Below are 14,988 nucleotides of genomic sequence, written 5' to 3' on the forward strand. Positions count from 1 at the left end.
TCAGCATGGTGGACGCGCGCTTTAGCGCTCGCTCGTCGAGTATCCGGCGCGTTGTCTGCGATCAGCTTGCGGAAATGTGGTTCACTTTATTGCTGTAAAGCTGTACCGGCTTATGGGAGCGGGTCATGGGTAGTGCTGACAGCTTGAAAGTTGCGACGGCGGCGCGGACCGCGCCGAATGAGGCGGCTTCGGTTCCAGCCCAGACGTCGGAGGCCGCCGACAATCCGACGGATGCACTGATCGACAAGATGAAAAAGATAGTCGACAGCCGCTATCAGGCAGCAACGCGGCTGGAGCATCGCAGTAAGTCGTCGTTCCTGTTTGTCACCGTCTTTTCACTAGCCATGATTCTGGTGCCGTTGTTGCAGATGACTGGCACCAAAGGCGGTCTGGGCGACCAGCTGCTCTCGATCCTGCAGATTTTCCTGGCGATCGCCGTGCTCGTTTACACGACCTACATTCAAGCGGCCCGTCTGGACTACTTAGGCCAGAAGCATGAGCAGTGCGCCAATAAGATCAACGTTCTGAAAGATCGTTTGCGTATGGAGTGGACGCTCGCAAAGGCTGATCTGGCAGCAACTGACGATCAAACCGGCGCTGACGCGACGTCAAAGCGCGCGCAGTTCAGTCTGCCACTCGATACGTTGCAGCGGTACCAGGATGAGTACCAGGCCATCCTTGAGTTCTCGCCGAATCACACCGAACTCGACTACATGCGCGCCGCCGCAGAACGCCGATCGCAAAAGCCGGCATTGCTCCAACAACTGGATCATGCGGTGCAGAATCGGCTCAAGGCCATCGTCGAGCGCTTCACTCAACGAGACGCCGAACAAACTCGACAGCCGTCAGCGCACCCGCAATTCACGATGAACTTGCTGGCACTGGTCTTCTGGTCGGGCGTCGTCACTGCGTTCCATGTTGGCTGGACGCTGTGCCGCGCCCTGGTTCTCGGTTTACACCGAATCCTCGGCCTACCAAGCCGGCTATGGCAGATCGAGCGCAAGGCCTTGAGCTTCTATCTGCTTCCGGCAGCACTCACTTGCGCGGCTGTGTGGCTGTGCGCCGTCATGTTGCTCGAAGCCTGGCCGCACGCCCGCGCCTCATCGACCGCATCCGCAAGTTTGCAGGAAGGCTCGTCGCCAGCTCGATCTGACAGCCTTGCACCATCGCCACTGAACATTGCTACCGACACAGCAACAGCACAACCAGAATCAACCACTGCATTATCGAACTGACGTATTGGACGGGCCAGACCCACTTGGAGGAATCGCAACATGCCCATGCCCAGAAAGCGAACATCAGCGCGACCGTTGCCCGAGCTCAGCCCCCAGTCGCTCTTTTCGAACAAGCGCCCAGCACACAGCTGGCGCCTGGACTGTGAACTAATCACGCCCATGTACGGCGGCGGCACGGTGACGCGAACCGTCGACCTGGGCCTACCGTTTCGCCCCACTGCGATCCGCGGTCAATTGCGTTTCTGGTGGCGCTTGCTGCGACGACTCGACGCGAAGACGAGCAAGGAAACACCTGAACAACGGTTCCAGGCCGAGCGCGCCATCTGGGGTGGCTTGGGTGATGCCGAAACCCTGGCAAAGAGCCGGGTGCTGGTGCGGCTGATCAAGATGCCTTCCCTGACCGAACGAAACCTTCAGCCTGCGCAGGAGAAGCAGGTTAACAAGGCCGGAAAACTCGTTCCAAGGTGGGCTGCAGGCGTCAACGACTACGCACTGTTCCCTGCGCAGGAGCAGTCGGAGGACAAAGACGATAAGGTACCTGCAGCGTCCGTGCTGATGCCGGGTCCAACGACTGTGTTGAGAGTCACACTCGTTGGTGCGTTAAAAGGCGAAGGCAAGTTCGAAGAAGTCCGCACCGAAGACCGGCAGGAGATCGAGCGGGCGATTCGTTGGTGGGCGACGTTCGGTGGCTTCGGCGGTCGCACGCGTCGTGGCGCGGGCGCGATTGCTGCGCAACTCGACGGCAAGCATGTCTGTGTCACTGCTGAGGAGGTGGCGCAGCAGGGGCTCGCGCTGCACCTTGGCCCCACCGAGGACAACGCCGAGGCCGCCTGGAACTTCGCGCTCAAGGCGATGAAGGAATACCGCCATGGCGCCAAGATTGGCAAGAGTCCCTGGCCAGAAGCCGACTCCATTCGCGACCTGACCAATCAAACGGGCCGATCAAGTCGTCACCCAGCGCGAATCGCTTTTCCACGCGCTGCATTTGGTCTGCCCATCATCACGCATTTCAAAGACCAGAAGCTCGGCGACCCGGTGGATACCGAACTCAAGCCCAGCGGCGACGATCGGGAGCGCATGGCATCGCCGATCATTCTGCGCCCAATCGCCTTGACACCCGGCACGTTTAGAGCCGGACTACTCTGCTTGCCCGCAGATCATCTGAAGTCATTGAGCCTGGACCTCCGCGAGACGAAAGGCAGCAAGAAACTCATCGGAACGTTCGGACCAACGGAGTGGTGGCCAGAAGGAGAGGCAGCGCGCCGGAAAAAGGCAAACGACATCGGGCCGATGCAGCGCACCAACCAGCACGATGTGCTGGCGGGTTTCGTCAGTCACTTCAAGTCGGCGGGTTCGCGCCAGGGCACCACCACTGTGCCCGACGCGCGCCGCGGTGGAACGTCGAATATCCGAGGTCCAGCACAACCTTCAGCGCTACCAAGCAAAACAGCGCCTAAACCCGAAGCGCCTGAAGAGACTCGGGAGTGTCAGGTCCTGCGCTTGTCGCCGAACGGTCGCTGCCTGGAAGCCAAGATCGACACCAAGCTCACCGTACTTGCCGCTGCGTCTGACTTCGATGCCTTGCTCGATCGGGTATCCGAAGACGTCCGCCAGCGGATTAAGAGCGGCAAGACATCCGGCAAATGGCGGGTGACGTTCGTCAACAAGAAGCTCACTAAGGTGGAGCCGATCTCATGAGTGCCTGGCTACTGAAAATGTCATTCGGCCCAGTTGGATCAATGATCAAGGCCGCGCGCCGCAATCGCGATCTCTGGGCCGGCAGCCGCTTGCTGGCCGACTGCGTGCGGGCGGCGGCCTTGTCACTAGAGCAGGAATCGGGCGGCAAGTTGATTTATCCGATCAGCGATTTGCTGCACGATGGCCATCGCGAGAGCAATGTCTCGAACGTGCTGCTTGCGAGTTTTGCTTCTGGTGACCAAGGCTCAATTCGGCAGGCCTTCGACAAGGCACGGCAAGCTGCCATGAGCCGACTCACGGCAATGGGCGAGAAAGCCAAGAGCACTTGGCTGGATTCCGAGCCCGCTGACTCCCTTCGCAGCGACCTGTTCGACGCCCAAATCGCCGACGCCTTGGAGTGCTACGGTGCCTGGACCCCACAGCGGACGGACCATGAAGGCGGCTACGCCTCGGCGTATGAACACCTGAAGAAGCTCTTTGATGCCCGCAAAGCGACGCGTGAATTCAGCCAATGCGCCGTCGATGACAAGGGCGTCCCGAAGAGCAGTCTGGATGGGCTCAATGGTTCGGTACTAAAGCCGAAGAAGCATCTCCAGTACAAAACCATCAAGAAGTTTGCCCTGGGCCGCGGTGAGCAATTAGACGCGCTCGGCTTGATCAAGCGATCAGAAGACCCGCCCGGGCGCTTTGTGCCACTCAGCCGAGTGGCCGTGGAACCTTGGTTGCAAGTCCTGCGGGCAGCACGCGCGGAAGACAAATCACTCACAGAGGCGCTTCAAGATATCGAAATCGCCTATGGCAAGCTCGTCGCGACGGGCGTCGCCACCAAGGTCGATGCGGATCTCTTTGATGACATGCTGTTCGATGCAGCCCTCTTGTTCCCCTCTCGCCTCTCGCGTGAACTGGCCGACCTAGATCGGCTCATCGTGGACCTGAAGGATTCCGAATTCTCAGACGCGGACGCCCGAACTGCGCGCGAGCTGATCGCCGAGATTCAAAAGAAGCTCATTCCCATCTGGAAGCAGTACGGGCATCCGAACCCGTATGCCGCGTTGCTGGTTGCCGACGGCGACAAGATGGGCAAATTCGTTGGTGCGGCGGCGTCCGACACGGAGCATCGCGACATATCGCGCGCAATCGCAGAATTCTCTGAGGGTGTCCCCAGTATCGCACGCGCCCATCAAGGCCAAGCCGTGTTCTGCGGCGGTGAGGACTTAATGATCGTGATGCCCATCAACCGATTGCTGGGCGTTGCGGAGTCTCTGAGCCAGTCGTTCCTGTCGACCATCCGGCCTCAACATGAGGCGATGTGGCAACGTCTTGCTGCGGAAGGCATCCCCGAGTCCGCTCGTCCTGCACTACCCACGCTTCGCGTTGGTATCGCCATTTGCCACGCGATGGAACCTTTAAGTCAGATCAGAACGTATGCCGACGAAGCGGAATCGCTCGCAAAAGGGCTAGAACTGCCGAAGTCACTGCGCGGTCATGCGCTCGGACTCCGCCTGCATTTGCGGGCAGGGCACCAACTCCAGGCACGCTTGCGCTTTGATGATCCAGAGGCGTTCGCAGCGTTGCGGACTTGGCTTGCTGCCTACGGCAGTCGCAGTGCCGATGTCACCGAAGCGCCAACGGGTGCTCTGACGCCAGAGGCGCTTGAGGAACTGGGCACGGCGCCCGGACGCTTGGGCTATGACCTACGTGACCTGATCGCACGCTACCGGCGCTATCGGATTACTGAGCCAGAGCCCCTCCTCGCGACCGAGTTCGAACGCTTGTTGATCCGCGCCAACGAAAGTGGTGGCGATGGCAAGCTCAGTGCGCCACTAAAGGCCGCGCTCCGTGCGCGTCTGCAAGCGCTGGTACCCGCAAAGCCCGATGCGTTCGAACCCTATGAGCGACTGGCCAGCGAGTTGATTCTGGCCCGCTGGCTGGCTTCCGCAACCGATCTAGGTGAGGACTGAGATGAGCACTGTCTACGAAATTGAACCCAAAGCCCCACTCGTGTTTCGGAGTGGTCGCCCGTTCGGCTCGGCATCACGGGACAAGGCCGCGTTTCCTTGGCCCTCGAGCGTTGCCGGCATGTTGCGCACGACATGGCTTAGCGACCGCAAAGACCAGCCCGATCTGCATGCCGCGCGCCAGCTCGCCTGCCGAGGACCGTTTCTTGTCAAGAAAGCGGGGACAAACCAGAAGATCACGCTCTACTTGCCAAGACCCATCGATGCGCAAGTGTTCGCGAGTGACGACGAAACGCCGATCGAGGCCTATCATCGAATGCAGCCGATGGCCTGGAGCCGTGACTACGGCACAAATCTGCCTGGCAACTTGCTCGGACTGGAACTCTACCCAAAGCCCGACGAAAAACCGGGTCGGGCACCGGAGTTCTGGTCGCTGGAGGACTACCAAAAGTGGTGCTGCGGGCAGCGCTTGAATCCGAAAAAACAAGCAACGCAATTTTGGACGCGTGCAATACGTGCGCAACTTGCCGTTGATCCGTTGACGGACGCGAACAAGGTCGGTGCTCTGTTCCAAACCGAAGGGCTAGACCTCGATCCGATCGTCCAAAAAACAGGCGCTTTTGCAGAAGAGGCGTTTCGCCTTCTGGCAGAAGGCCCCAGCGACTTACCCGAGGGGCTCGTCACGCTCGGTGGTGAGCGTCGATTGAGCGCGTTGAAGCGCGTCCGCGAAGCATCGCCACTTGAGATCCCCAAAGACTGGCCAAAGCCCGCAGGCCGACGCTTCGCGTTGACCTTGGCGACGCCCGCCTTGTTCACGAACGGACTGTTCCCAGGTTGGCTCGATGCAAACCATTTCGGCAAGCTTCCAGGTACCGAGCTTGGCGTGACACTGAAGGCAGTCGCCGCCGATCGCTGGCAAGCCATCTCTGGCTGGGATCTGGAGAACAATGAGCCCAAGCGCTCACGACGCGCCGTTCCGGCTGGCGCGACGTATTGGTTCGAGGCCAACGCCGACCTTCCAGACACGTTGTTCAAGGATCTGTGGTTGCAGTCCCTCTGCGACGAACCACAGGATCGCCGCGATGGTTTTGGTTTGGTAACCCCCCGCCCCTATGTCGATGCAACGACCCCATTCAACGATTCAGGAGAATCAGCATGAGAACGGAAGTGTTTTTCCTGCAGGCTTTGTCGGCTGTGCACGTTGGTATTGGTCAGGCGATTGGCGCCGTGGACTTGCCCATAGCCCGTGCCAAGGCCACAAACCTCCCACAGATTCCGGGCTCGGCCATCAAGGGCGTTCTGCGGGCCGACGTGGACGCCAACACCGCGCATAGCAGCCACGTGTCCATGCTGTTTGGCCCTGAATCAAAGAATGCAGACAAGGAGGCACATGCCGGCGCGCTTGCCTTCGGTGATGCCAATCTGCTGATTCTGCCGGTCCGAAGTTGGGTGGGCGTAATGGCCTATGCCACTTGTCCGTTTGTGTTGCGGCGTTATCGCGACGATGCAATTCGCGCGGGCGGCGCGCTGCCGAAAGAACCCACTTCCGTTACATCCGGACAGGCCCAAACCGCCAAAGTCACTGCCATCAAGTACGACAGCAGCAAGATTGCCCTTGACGATCTGGAGCTGAGCTGCAAATCGGAAGATGCCGAGGCTTGGGCGGATCACTTCGCAAAGCACTTGCGCCAGAGTCAAACGGAGCAGGACTACTTCAAGCAGCACTTCGTGATTCTGAGCGACGAGGACTTCTCATTCCTGTCCGAAACCGCAACCGAGATCCGTGCGCGAATTCGGATCAACCACGACCGCGGGACAGTCGATCGCGGCGCCCTCTGGTACGAGGAAAACCTTCCCGCCGAAACCGTACTATGGGGCGTGTTAGGCGTGGGCCCAAGCCGAAAGCCAGAGGCTGGCGACGCAAAGACAGCGCGAGTCAGCCACGACGCCGCGGCAGTCGCTACCACCCTGAGACAGGTTCTGAAGCTCCGACACACCATCCAGATTGGCGGTAAGGCCACGGTTGGGCGCGGTTTGGCGCAGTTCATCCTCAGCAAGTAAGTGAGAGGCCATTCATGACTCGTCAACAGAAATTCGCGTCGAAGGCGCACGCCGCAGTTCAGAACGTGCGCGGCTCTGGGTCCCTCAGCGCTGAAGCCAAGAGATTTGCCAAGGAGTACAAGGCGCGCGCCGAAAACTTCCCGGTGATGGTGCTGCAGTCTGGCCTCTTGCAGGCAATCGGATTCTTGCGCGCCAAAGGCGAAGGTAAAGGCAAACCAGCAGAGGCATATAAAGCCTACCTCAAAGACTTAGTCAGTCTGCTGAGCGACATCACACCGAAGGACTACCATGAAGGGCTGATCAAGCAGACCGATCTCACCCGATATCGCATCCAGACCCGCGAATGTCTGACCGCAGCCGGCTGGATCAAGCGGTTCGCGCAGACTCTGCTGTCTGAAGATCTGCTGGATCCGAAGTCCGAGTCGAGCAATCAGAGAGAGGTATCCAATGGCTGATCCGCGTAGCTCAAAGTCGGGAAACGCCGATACGGGCCCTTCGTTCGCGCTGTGGCGGGATGCGGATGTGCCGCTTCGTCGCAACACCCGGACCGCCAACGCGGGCCTGCTGATTCGCCGCGGCATGCAACAGGTTCAATCTGAGTCCGGCCCGGACAAAGACGCGCTCCTCGCGCGCATCACCGGCATCACCGCCTGCAAAGGCTACGAGGCTGCATTTGAGCGCTGGAAGTCCGCGCTACTGGCGATCCCGAACACGCTCTGTTTCGTGGGTACCGTGACCACGCGTCTCTACATTGGCGCAATTCACGACACCGCCTTGGAGTCTGGCTGCACCACACATCACAGCTACGGCATGCCGATGATTCCGGGCTCCTCGGTCAAAGGGGTTTGCCGGCACGCAGCGAAAGCCTGGGGATTGGACGAACCCGATCATGGTGATCCGAAACTGCGCTCATTGCTCGCCGAAGTGTTCGGCGATCATCTCGATAACGACGAAGCAACCACCATCCAAGAGCCTTTCGCTGGCACCGCAATCTTCCATGATGCTTGGTGGGACCCAACCCCGCGCAGCAAGCCGTTTGTCCGCGAGATCGTCACGCCGCACCATCAGGGCTACTATGACCTAGGTCGCGAAGACGCCACCGACTTCGACAGCCCGATCCCAGCACCGCAGTTGGCCGCGCAAGGCCAGTTTCTGTTTGCGGTGACCGGGCTCGACGAAGAACTCGCTGCGTTCGCTGCACGACTGCTAAAGACCACCCTCCATGAACGCGGCATCGGCAGCAAGACGACGTCCGGCTACGGCTACTTCAATCGGCCCGATTCATTCGATGACCTGAGCAGCCGTGCGCCGGCCTAGTCACGCCAAGCGCGTTCCGAGCACGCCCTTGGTGCGACCAGCTCGCAGCGGCAAGACAGGTCGCGCGGTGAGTCGTCCGCCATTGGCACGAGCGTTGCCAGAAACCAGCGTGGACATCGCTGGCCTGCTGCCCATCCGGACACGAATCGTTCGGATGCAGTGTCTGCAGCGGGTGCGTCTGGGACTATTTCCAGAACAAGCGCTTTCGGCGCTACTGCTCGCCAGCGATCCGCAACACAAGGACCAACTGAACAGCATCACCTTCGACATTCCCAGACAAGCAAAAAACGACTGGGCACCAGGCGACATCTTCGAGTTCGTCATCTTCGCCGCAAAACCAGACTGGACAAAACTCGAACGCATCGAAGCACTCTTGCGTGGGCTACCGGGGAGCGCGCCCCGCAAAGGCGAGGCGCATGCGTTTGGGGAAAACTGGCGGCTCGTCGGGATTGAGGCGTTGCATGACAACACCACCCTATCGCTGGCCGATCTGCGTGCAGAGGCCATGCTGTGGTCGGCGCAGCGATCGTTTCGTATTCGGCTGACGTCGCCGCTGAAGATCGTGCACAAGGCTGCGGGCTCGCGCACGTTGCTCACCGAGTCGGCGTTCACGAGCGAGGTGTTGAATCGTACGTTGGAACAAAGTCTGGTGAATCTGAAGTTCGCGTTAGCTCTGAGCGAATGGACGGTGCCTACCTTCAACTTGCGTCTAGATCGCGCTGAGTTGTTTCAGGTCAATCCACTCCCCGCCTCGGCTGAGCCGAAGCGCATCAAGCTGAGTCGTGGCGTGCTGGGTGAGTTCCGGGTGTCTTGGCCGGAGGCACCGACTGATGACCAGTGGCTCAGTCTGGTGCTGCTGCAATACCTCGGCATCGGCCAAGCGCGTGCGCATGGCTTGGGGCGATTTCGGTTGGAGCGGCTCGATGGGGTCGCGAGCAAGCTCGAGATATCACTAACTTACAGCGCTCTTGACCGCGCCAAGAATGATGCGAACTTGTCCGAGGCCTATGAGCATGTCGCGGCCAATCGCAGCATTCGCCTGTGCTGCAATGTCGAGACAGACGACAACGACGATCTGACCGAGGCCGAAGCCTGGGCCGAGGCGCAGGAGCAAGCACGGCAAGAGGCCGCCAAGTCGCGCTGTTTGGAGCAGGTCGCCGCTGACCTCACGAGTTCCGCCATGCCTGTGGCGGCCTTGCACCCCGTGCGCATTCCCAAGGCCGATGGCAGCATGCGCGAGCTGATGATTCCGCCGTTTCGGGATCGGGTCGCGCAACGCGCGTTGCTCCAAGTGCTCGATCCGTTGATCGATCCACTATTCGCGGCATCTTCGTTTGGCTTTCGGCGTGGCATCGGCCGCGAGCGCGCGCGTGATCGCATTCAGCTGTTGAAGCGTCAGGGTTTCACCGTAGTCGCCGAGACGGATGTTCGCAAGTTCTTTGATGAGGTGGACTGGTGGCAGCTGGAAGTGCGCTTGCTCGGGCTCTTTGGTCAAGACCCAGTCGTTCCGCGGATCATGCAATGGATCCAAGCCGAGCGAACCGATGGCCTGAGTCGTCGCGGCGGTTTGCCGCAGGGCGCCCCGCTCTCACCACTGCTGTCCAACTTGATGCTCGATCAGTTGGACCGGGTGTTGCTCGATGCGGGCGTCGCGCCGGTTCGGTTTGCCGATGACCTAGTGATTCTGGCCAAGACTGAGGCCGATGCGCGTCACGCGCTCACGCTAGCTGCTGAGACGCTAGGTGACGCAGGCTTGGCCTTGAAACTGGAGAAGACCCGGATCACCGATTTCGAGCGCGGCTTTCTGTTTTTGGGCTATCGGTTCGTCAAGGATCTCGTGGTTCGCGCGGACCCAGGCCATGACGACGCAATCGATTTGGATTCGGCGCTGCTGGAACAGATCACCGCCACACCCGAAGCCACCGAGACGGGCTCCACGATTCAAGCCCATGGCGAGCACCCCGGCACCTTGCTGATCATCAACGAACGCGGCGCGCGCTTGCGCTTGGCTCAAGGCCAACTCGCAGTGGAACGCGCCGATGGCCAGCTTAGCCTGCACCCATTTGCGAGCTTGGCCGCCATCTTGCTCATCAGCCGGTGTCGCTTGTCCAGCGAGGTCATCAAAGCCTGCCTGCGCAGCCAAGTGCCCTTGGTGTTCTTGAACGAACAAGGCCGCTGCTTTGGCAGCACCGCGGGCATGCCCGATGCCAAAGCGTTGGCGCGGATGAATGCGCAGGTCGCTTTTGGCCAGGACACCGAACGCGCCTTACTGGCGGCCCGGGAGCTCGTGCAAGCTCGCATCGACGGCATGGCGACCCTGCTCCGTCACCGAAAGGCGCCTGCCGAAGCACTCTCGCATCTGCACAGCCTCTCTGATAGCGCGAGCCGTGCAGCCAATCTGGCCGCGCTGCGCGGAATCGAAGGTCAGGCGACACGCACGCATTTCCGGCAGATCGGCCACATGATGCCGTTTGGATTTAGCTTTTCAGAACGCAATCGCCGTCCGCCGAAAGACCCCGTCAACGCCTTGCTGTCGTTTTCGTACATGCTGCTGATGCAGTTGACCGAGGCGGTTCTGATCGCAAACCAACTTAATCCGCGCTTGGGCTTCTATCATCAAGCGCACGGATCGCACGCGACCTTAGCTTCTGATCTGTTGGAGCCATATCGTTTTGTTGTGGAGCGGCAAGTGCTGGCGATGATCCATCGCCGCGAGGTGCGGCCCGAGCAATTCGAGTACTTGGCAACCGGTGCCTGTTTGATGACGGCCGAAGCGCGACGAGCCGTCACGTTGGCGGTGATGACCCGCCTTCACCAACCCCTGCGCGCACATGCCGCCGACCGCGCGTTGTCAATCGCCGAGCATCTGCACGAACAGGCTGTGGCCTATAGTGCGATGGTGAGCGGCGGCCCCATTTGGACCTTGAGCCGATTCAAATGAAGACCTGGGTGCTCGCCTACGACATCTCCGACGACCGCCTGCGCCGACAGGTGGAAAAACGCGTGCTGCGAATCGGGCTGCGCGTGCAAGAGTCGGTGTTCGAAGTGTGCACCCGTACGCCCGCTGATTTCGATCAGATCATTCGCGAGTTGACGCGCTTGTTGAAAGACGCCGGGCCGGAAACGCAGATACGTTGGTATGGGCTCAATGATGATGGGTATGCGCGTTCGGGGGCAATTGGGAGTTCTCCACCCAGTCGGCCGCCGGCGGTGAGGGTGTTGTGAGGGTGGCTCGTTCCGATAAAGTGGCCTATCTGGCCGTCAAGCGAGTAATGTACCGTTCCGGCACTTCTTCCGGCGACAATGGTGGTCACGGGCTCAGAATCGCGTCATTTCGAGTGGCCGTTGGAGGAACCGATTTTGGTGTTTTGCGGTTTTCTACCAGGTTGACGCGATTTCGGTATCAGAACAGATGCTTACTCAAGGATTACAAAGCAAACCCTGATGAATCACCCCTACTCACTTGACTTTCCGAACGAAAATCGCGACAAAGATTGCGATTTGGTGCTCTTTGCCAAAGAATTCCAAATCACCGGCCGAGGTTCCTCCGAACCAGCGGCCAGTGCGTTGATTCGACAAGGGAAAAAAGGTGCGCAGTCGCAGCGCACTGGCCGCAGAGGCCATTGAGACGCGTAGGTGCCGGTCAACCCGGCGGCCAGGTACTGGGGGTCGCAGCGCACTGGCCGCAGAGGCCATTGAGACTTTCGTTGATGTCGACGTTGCGGAGGGTTTTGTCGATCGTCGCAGCGCACTGGCCGCAGAGGCCATTGAGACCTTTGACTTCCCCGATGGTGCTGCGGTCCATAGTCGCAGCGCACTGGCCGCAGAGGCCATTGAGACGGCCATTTTACAGGCCAGGGGTATGGTCCCCCCCAGGTCGCAGCGCACTGGCCGCAGAGGCCATTGAGACTAGTACCCGCCATCGAAGCCGAAGTCCTCGTCCCAGTCGCAGCGCACTGGCCGCAGAGGCCATTGAGACTTTGAGCCGTCCCAGTCCGCGCACGCTCATCACGATCACCGTCGCAGCGCACTGGCCGCAGAGGCCATTGAGACTTTCGATCCCAGGTACTCACGCAGTTGCCCGTAGGTTGTCGCAGCGCACTGGCCGCAGAGGCCATTGAGACCTTAGGACTTCCGCAACTTGTGGTAGTGGAGCGTGGTTTGTCGCAGCGCACTGGCCGCAGAGGCCATTGAGACATTTAAGGCCCCAGGAGTCCCGACCGCGTAGGCCGGTCGCAGCGCACTGGCCGCAGAGGCCGTTGAGACTCTCACGCCGTACGCCTTGGATTCTTGTACTAGGTCGTAGTGCACTGGCCGCAGAGGCCATTGAGACTCAGCAGTCTTACGACCGTTGTACACGCCGTCACGTTGGTCGCAGCGCACTGGCCGCAGAGGCCATTGAGACAGGCACAGGGGCATAGCAGACAACCGCTCCACCTCGTCGCAGCGTACTGGCCGCAGAGGCCATTGAGACTTGTTAAACCACAACGCACGAACGTCTTGCAACCGAGTCGCAGTGCACTGGCCTTAGAGGCCATTGAGACAACGAATATGTTTTGAACCCAGGGCTCCAAGAAGGAGTCGCAGCGCACTGGCCGTAGAGGCAATTGAGACTTTGCATTGTTGGTCATCTCCATGATGTCTGCCCGTTGCAGCGCACTGGCCGCAGAGGCCATTGAGACGTGATGTACATCAAGCTGTCGGACTCAAAATTTTGAGTCGCAGCGCACTAGCCGTAGAGGCCATTGAGACTTTGATGCGCCAACCAGGGCACGGATGTCGTGCTTCTCTGTCGCAGCGCACTGGCCGCAGAGGCCATTGAGACTTTGTCCACCAAAGCTGGTGTACAGAAACCCTGCGTTAGGTCGCAGCGCACTGTCCGTAGAGGCCATTGAGACTTTACTGCTGGCATGTCGCCATGAGCAACGATAACCGTCGCAGCGCACTGGCCGCGGAGGCCATTGAGACTTTATCCGCTGCCTGTTTGAGGGCGTACAACTCTGAAAGTCGCAGCGCACTGGCCGCAGAGGCCATTGAGACAGATCATCCATAATCCTCTGTCTAAGACGACCCAGTCGCAGCGCACTGGCCGCAGAGGCCATTGAGACAGCAGATGAATTCGGCAATTGTCACTTCCGTGGCTGGTCGCAGCGCACTGGCCGCAGAGGCCATTGAGACTTAATCGCGAACGCGTCGAGAAGGGTCATGCCGGTCGCAGCGCACTGGCCGCAGAGGCCATTGAGACCATATAAAAACATGGTGAATGCCAGCTGAGTACTTGTCGCAGCGCACTGGCCGCAGAGGCCATTGAGACAATACAATCAAGGTTCAATCTGTCGGCCGTCTCTGTGTCGCAGCGCACTGGCCGCAGAGGCCATTGAGACTTGAGTGTCGGCGATCTGGTGAACCCGCGGCAACGTCGCAGCGCACTGGCCGCAGAGGCCATTCAGACTCGATTTGTTCATCGCACACCCTTGGAGGGTGAGCGTCGCAGCGAACTGGCCGCAGAGGCGATTGAGACTCGGTGTAGGTGTTGAGCGTGCCGCGGCTGGTGCTGGTCGCAGCGCACTGGCCGCAGAGGCCATTGAGACCTCCGCGCCATTGCGAGCTTTCGTCGGTTCATGTCGGTCGCAGCGCACTGGCCGTACAGGCCATTGAGACTTTGGGAGGAAGGGTCGGGGCTCTGTTGCGTTGGCTGTTCGTCGCAGCGCACCGGCTGTAGAGGCCATTGAGACCTCATTGTTCTGCACGGAGCGCAGTTCAGCCGTGCGCGTCGCAGCGCACTGGCCGTAGAGGCCATTGAGACTTTGGGTGGTGAAGCGAGGGGCGACCTGGTCGTTCAGTGTCGCGGCGCACCGGCCGCAGAGGCCATTGAGACTTTTGTGGACAAGGGGGACCAACTCCCCGAGGCCCGCTCTGTAGCATCGTACTGGCCGCAGAGGCCATTGAGACTTTGGATAACCTGACCAACGGCAGCACCATACCGGGTCGCAGCGCACTGGCCGCAAAGGCCATTTGTTCCCGGCCTACACTTGCTACTCCATGACCACGTCGCAGCAAGTATAGGGAGAACGCGGCGACCGATGTCCGCGCTCATTCGGTGCGTTCATTGAATAGTTTGAGCTGCGACCGGATCAACGTTTCGGACCGAAGGCAAACCGACGTTACTTTGACTCGGCCATGCACGAAATCCAACGAGTCGACGCTCAGACCTGAGTAAAATGAAGGGCCGGGACTTTAGCCCCGGCCCTTCGCAACTACGCCTGCTTTGAAGGGCGGGTGCCGAACAACCCATAAAGGCTTTGCTCGCGCTTGTGCTGCACGTTCAACAGTGGCGAATAGAAGACAATCATGCACTGCTCGACATCGTCTCTGTCGACCTCTGACTCAACACGCGCGACATAGCAATGGGTAGGCTGGTAAGCCATGATCGCCTTCCACTTCTCATGGTCTAACAACCTGTCTTTGACATCAATCGACTGACCAATGTAAATCCACCTTTCCCTGCCTAGGGCATCAACGCTAACAAACGCGTAGATGCCGGGAAACGAATTGCCGGCAAGATGAATCGGCAAGCGACAGAAGTCTGCGATGTAGCCTTTGAACGTTCGAAATCTCATAAAGTCCTATTGGTAAGAGTTGCGGAAGACGCAACTGCCAGTTACCCTCGAACTCCCTGACCGGGGGGCACAAGGATTGCAAGTTGCTTTTGCCCTGAT

11 protein-coding genes are annotated in these 14,988 nt (G+C 59.7%); 10 read left to right on the plus strand and 1 reads right to left on the minus strand.

Going from position 1 to position 14,988, the window contains the following annotated elements; genetic code table 11:
• The first annotated feature begins 125 nt into the window (after window positions 1-125).
• The 10 genes from C7S18_RS13950 to C7S18_RS25360 all read left to right on the plus strand — a co-directional run bounded on the left by C7S18_RS13950 (window position 126) and on the right by C7S18_RS25360 (window position 11,896).
• On the plus strand, window positions 126-1,235 hold the full coding sequence (locus tag C7S18_RS13950; RefSeq protein WP_106892145.1) for an SLATT domain-containing protein: 1,110 nt from the start codon (window positions 126-128) through the stop codon (window positions 1,233-1,235).
• A gap of 39 nt (window positions 1,236-1,274) precedes the next feature.
• Window positions 1,275-2,933: a type III-B CRISPR module RAMP protein Cmr1 gene (cmr1, locus tag C7S18_RS13955; RefSeq protein WP_106892146.1), complete on the plus strand. Its 1,659-nt coding sequence runs from the start codon at window positions 1,275-1,277 to the stop codon at window positions 2,931-2,933.
• Window positions 2,930-4,894 carry a type III-B CRISPR-associated protein Cas10/Cmr2 gene (gene cas10 / locus C7S18_RS13960; RefSeq protein WP_106892147.1) on the plus strand — a complete coding sequence of 655 codons (1,965 nt, stop codon included), beginning with the start codon at window positions 2,930-2,932 and terminating at the stop codon, window positions 4,892-4,894. The genes cmr1 and cas10 overlap by 4 nt, the downstream gene beginning before the upstream one ends.
• Window position 4,895: 1 nt before the next feature.
• On the plus strand, window positions 4,896-6,050 hold the full coding sequence (locus C7S18_RS13965) for a type III-B CRISPR module-associated Cmr3 family protein (protein ID WP_106892148.1): 1,155 nt from the start codon (window positions 4,896-4,898) through the stop codon (window positions 6,048-6,050).
• A complete protein-coding gene (gene cmr4 / locus C7S18_RS13970) occupies window positions 6,047-6,952 on the plus strand; it encodes a type III-B CRISPR module RAMP protein Cmr4 (protein WP_106892149.1) in 906 nt (301 codons plus the stop codon). The genes C7S18_RS13965 and cmr4 overlap by 4 nt, the downstream gene beginning before the upstream one ends.
• Window positions 6,953-6,966: 14 nt before the next feature.
• On the plus strand, window positions 6,967-7,407 hold the full coding sequence (gene cmr5 / locus C7S18_RS13975; RefSeq protein WP_106892150.1) for a type III-B CRISPR module-associated protein Cmr5: 441 nt from the start codon (window positions 6,967-6,969) through the stop codon (window positions 7,405-7,407).
• Window positions 7,400-8,269 (plus strand): type III-B CRISPR module RAMP protein Cmr6, encoded by an 870-nt coding sequence (gene cmr6 / locus C7S18_RS13980; RefSeq protein WP_106892151.1) that lies wholly within the window; start codon window positions 7,400-7,402, stop codon window positions 8,267-8,269. Before cmr5 ends, cmr6 begins: the two co-directional genes overlap by 8 nt.
• Window positions 8,256-11,210 (plus strand): CRISPR-associated endonuclease Cas1, encoded by a 2,955-nt coding sequence (gene cas1, locus C7S18_RS13985; RefSeq protein ID WP_146151925.1) that lies wholly within the window; start codon window positions 8,256-8,258, stop codon window positions 11,208-11,210. Before cmr6 ends, cas1 begins: the two co-directional genes overlap by 14 nt.
• Window positions 11,207-11,494: a CRISPR-associated endonuclease Cas2 gene (gene cas2 / locus C7S18_RS13990; protein WP_106892153.1), complete on the plus strand. Its 288-nt coding sequence runs from the start codon at window positions 11,207-11,209 to the stop codon at window positions 11,492-11,494. Before cas1 ends, cas2 begins: the two co-directional genes overlap by 4 nt.
• Window positions 11,495-11,713: 219 nt before the next feature.
• A complete protein-coding gene (locus C7S18_RS25360; protein ID WP_425481078.1) occupies window positions 11,714-11,896 on the plus strand; it encodes a hypothetical protein in 183 nt (60 codons plus the stop codon).
• Between the two features lie 2,630 nt (window positions 11,897-14,526).
• Here the strand turns inward: C7S18_RS25360 and C7S18_RS13995 are convergent.
• Complete coding sequence (locus tag C7S18_RS13995; protein WP_106892154.1) at window positions 14,527-14,889, minus strand: GIY-YIG nuclease family protein; 363 nt, start codon at window positions 14,887-14,889, stop codon at window positions 14,527-14,529.
• Window positions 14,890-14,988 lie beyond the last annotated feature (99 nt).

This window comes from Ahniella affigens (assembly GCF_003015185.1).
Lineage (GTDB): Bacteria > Pseudomonadota > Gammaproteobacteria > Xanthomonadales > Ahniellaceae > Ahniella > Ahniella affigens.

Bases quoted from the DNA above. Each gene is read 5' to 3' on its own strand.
- C7S18_RS13950 (WP_106892145.1), top strand. From the start codon at position 126: ATGGGTAGTGCTGACAGCTTGAAAGTTGCGACGGCGGCGCGGACCGCG.
- cmr1 (WP_106892146.1), top strand. From the start codon at position 1,275: ATGCCCATGCCCAGAAAGCGAACATCAGCGCGACCGTTGCCCGAGCTC.
- cas10 (WP_106892147.1), top strand. From the start codon at position 2,930: ATGAGTGCCTGGCTACTGAAAATGTCATTCGGCCCAGTTGGATCAATG.
- C7S18_RS13965 (WP_106892148.1), top strand. From the start codon at position 4,896: ATGAGCACTGTCTACGAAATTGAACCCAAAGCCCCACTCGTGTTTCGG.
- cmr4 (WP_106892149.1), top strand. From the start codon at position 6,047: ATGAGAACGGAAGTGTTTTTCCTGCAGGCTTTGTCGGCTGTGCACGTT.
- cmr5 (WP_106892150.1), top strand. From the start codon at position 6,967: ATGACTCGTCAACAGAAATTCGCGTCGAAGGCGCACGCCGCAGTTCAG.
- cmr6 (WP_106892151.1), top strand. From the start codon at position 7,400: ATGGCTGATCCGCGTAGCTCAAAGTCGGGAAACGCCGATACGGGCCCT.
- cas2 (WP_106892153.1), top strand. From the start codon at position 11,207: ATGAAGACCTGGGTGCTCGCCTACGACATCTCCGACGACCGCCTGCGC.
- C7S18_RS25360 (WP_425481078.1), top strand. From the start codon at position 11,714: ATGAATCACCCCTACTCACTTGACTTTCCGAACGAAAATCGCGACAAA.
- C7S18_RS13995 (WP_106892154.1), bottom strand. From the start codon at position 14,889: ATGAGATTTCGAACGTTCAAAGGCTACATCGCAGACTTCTGTCGCTTG.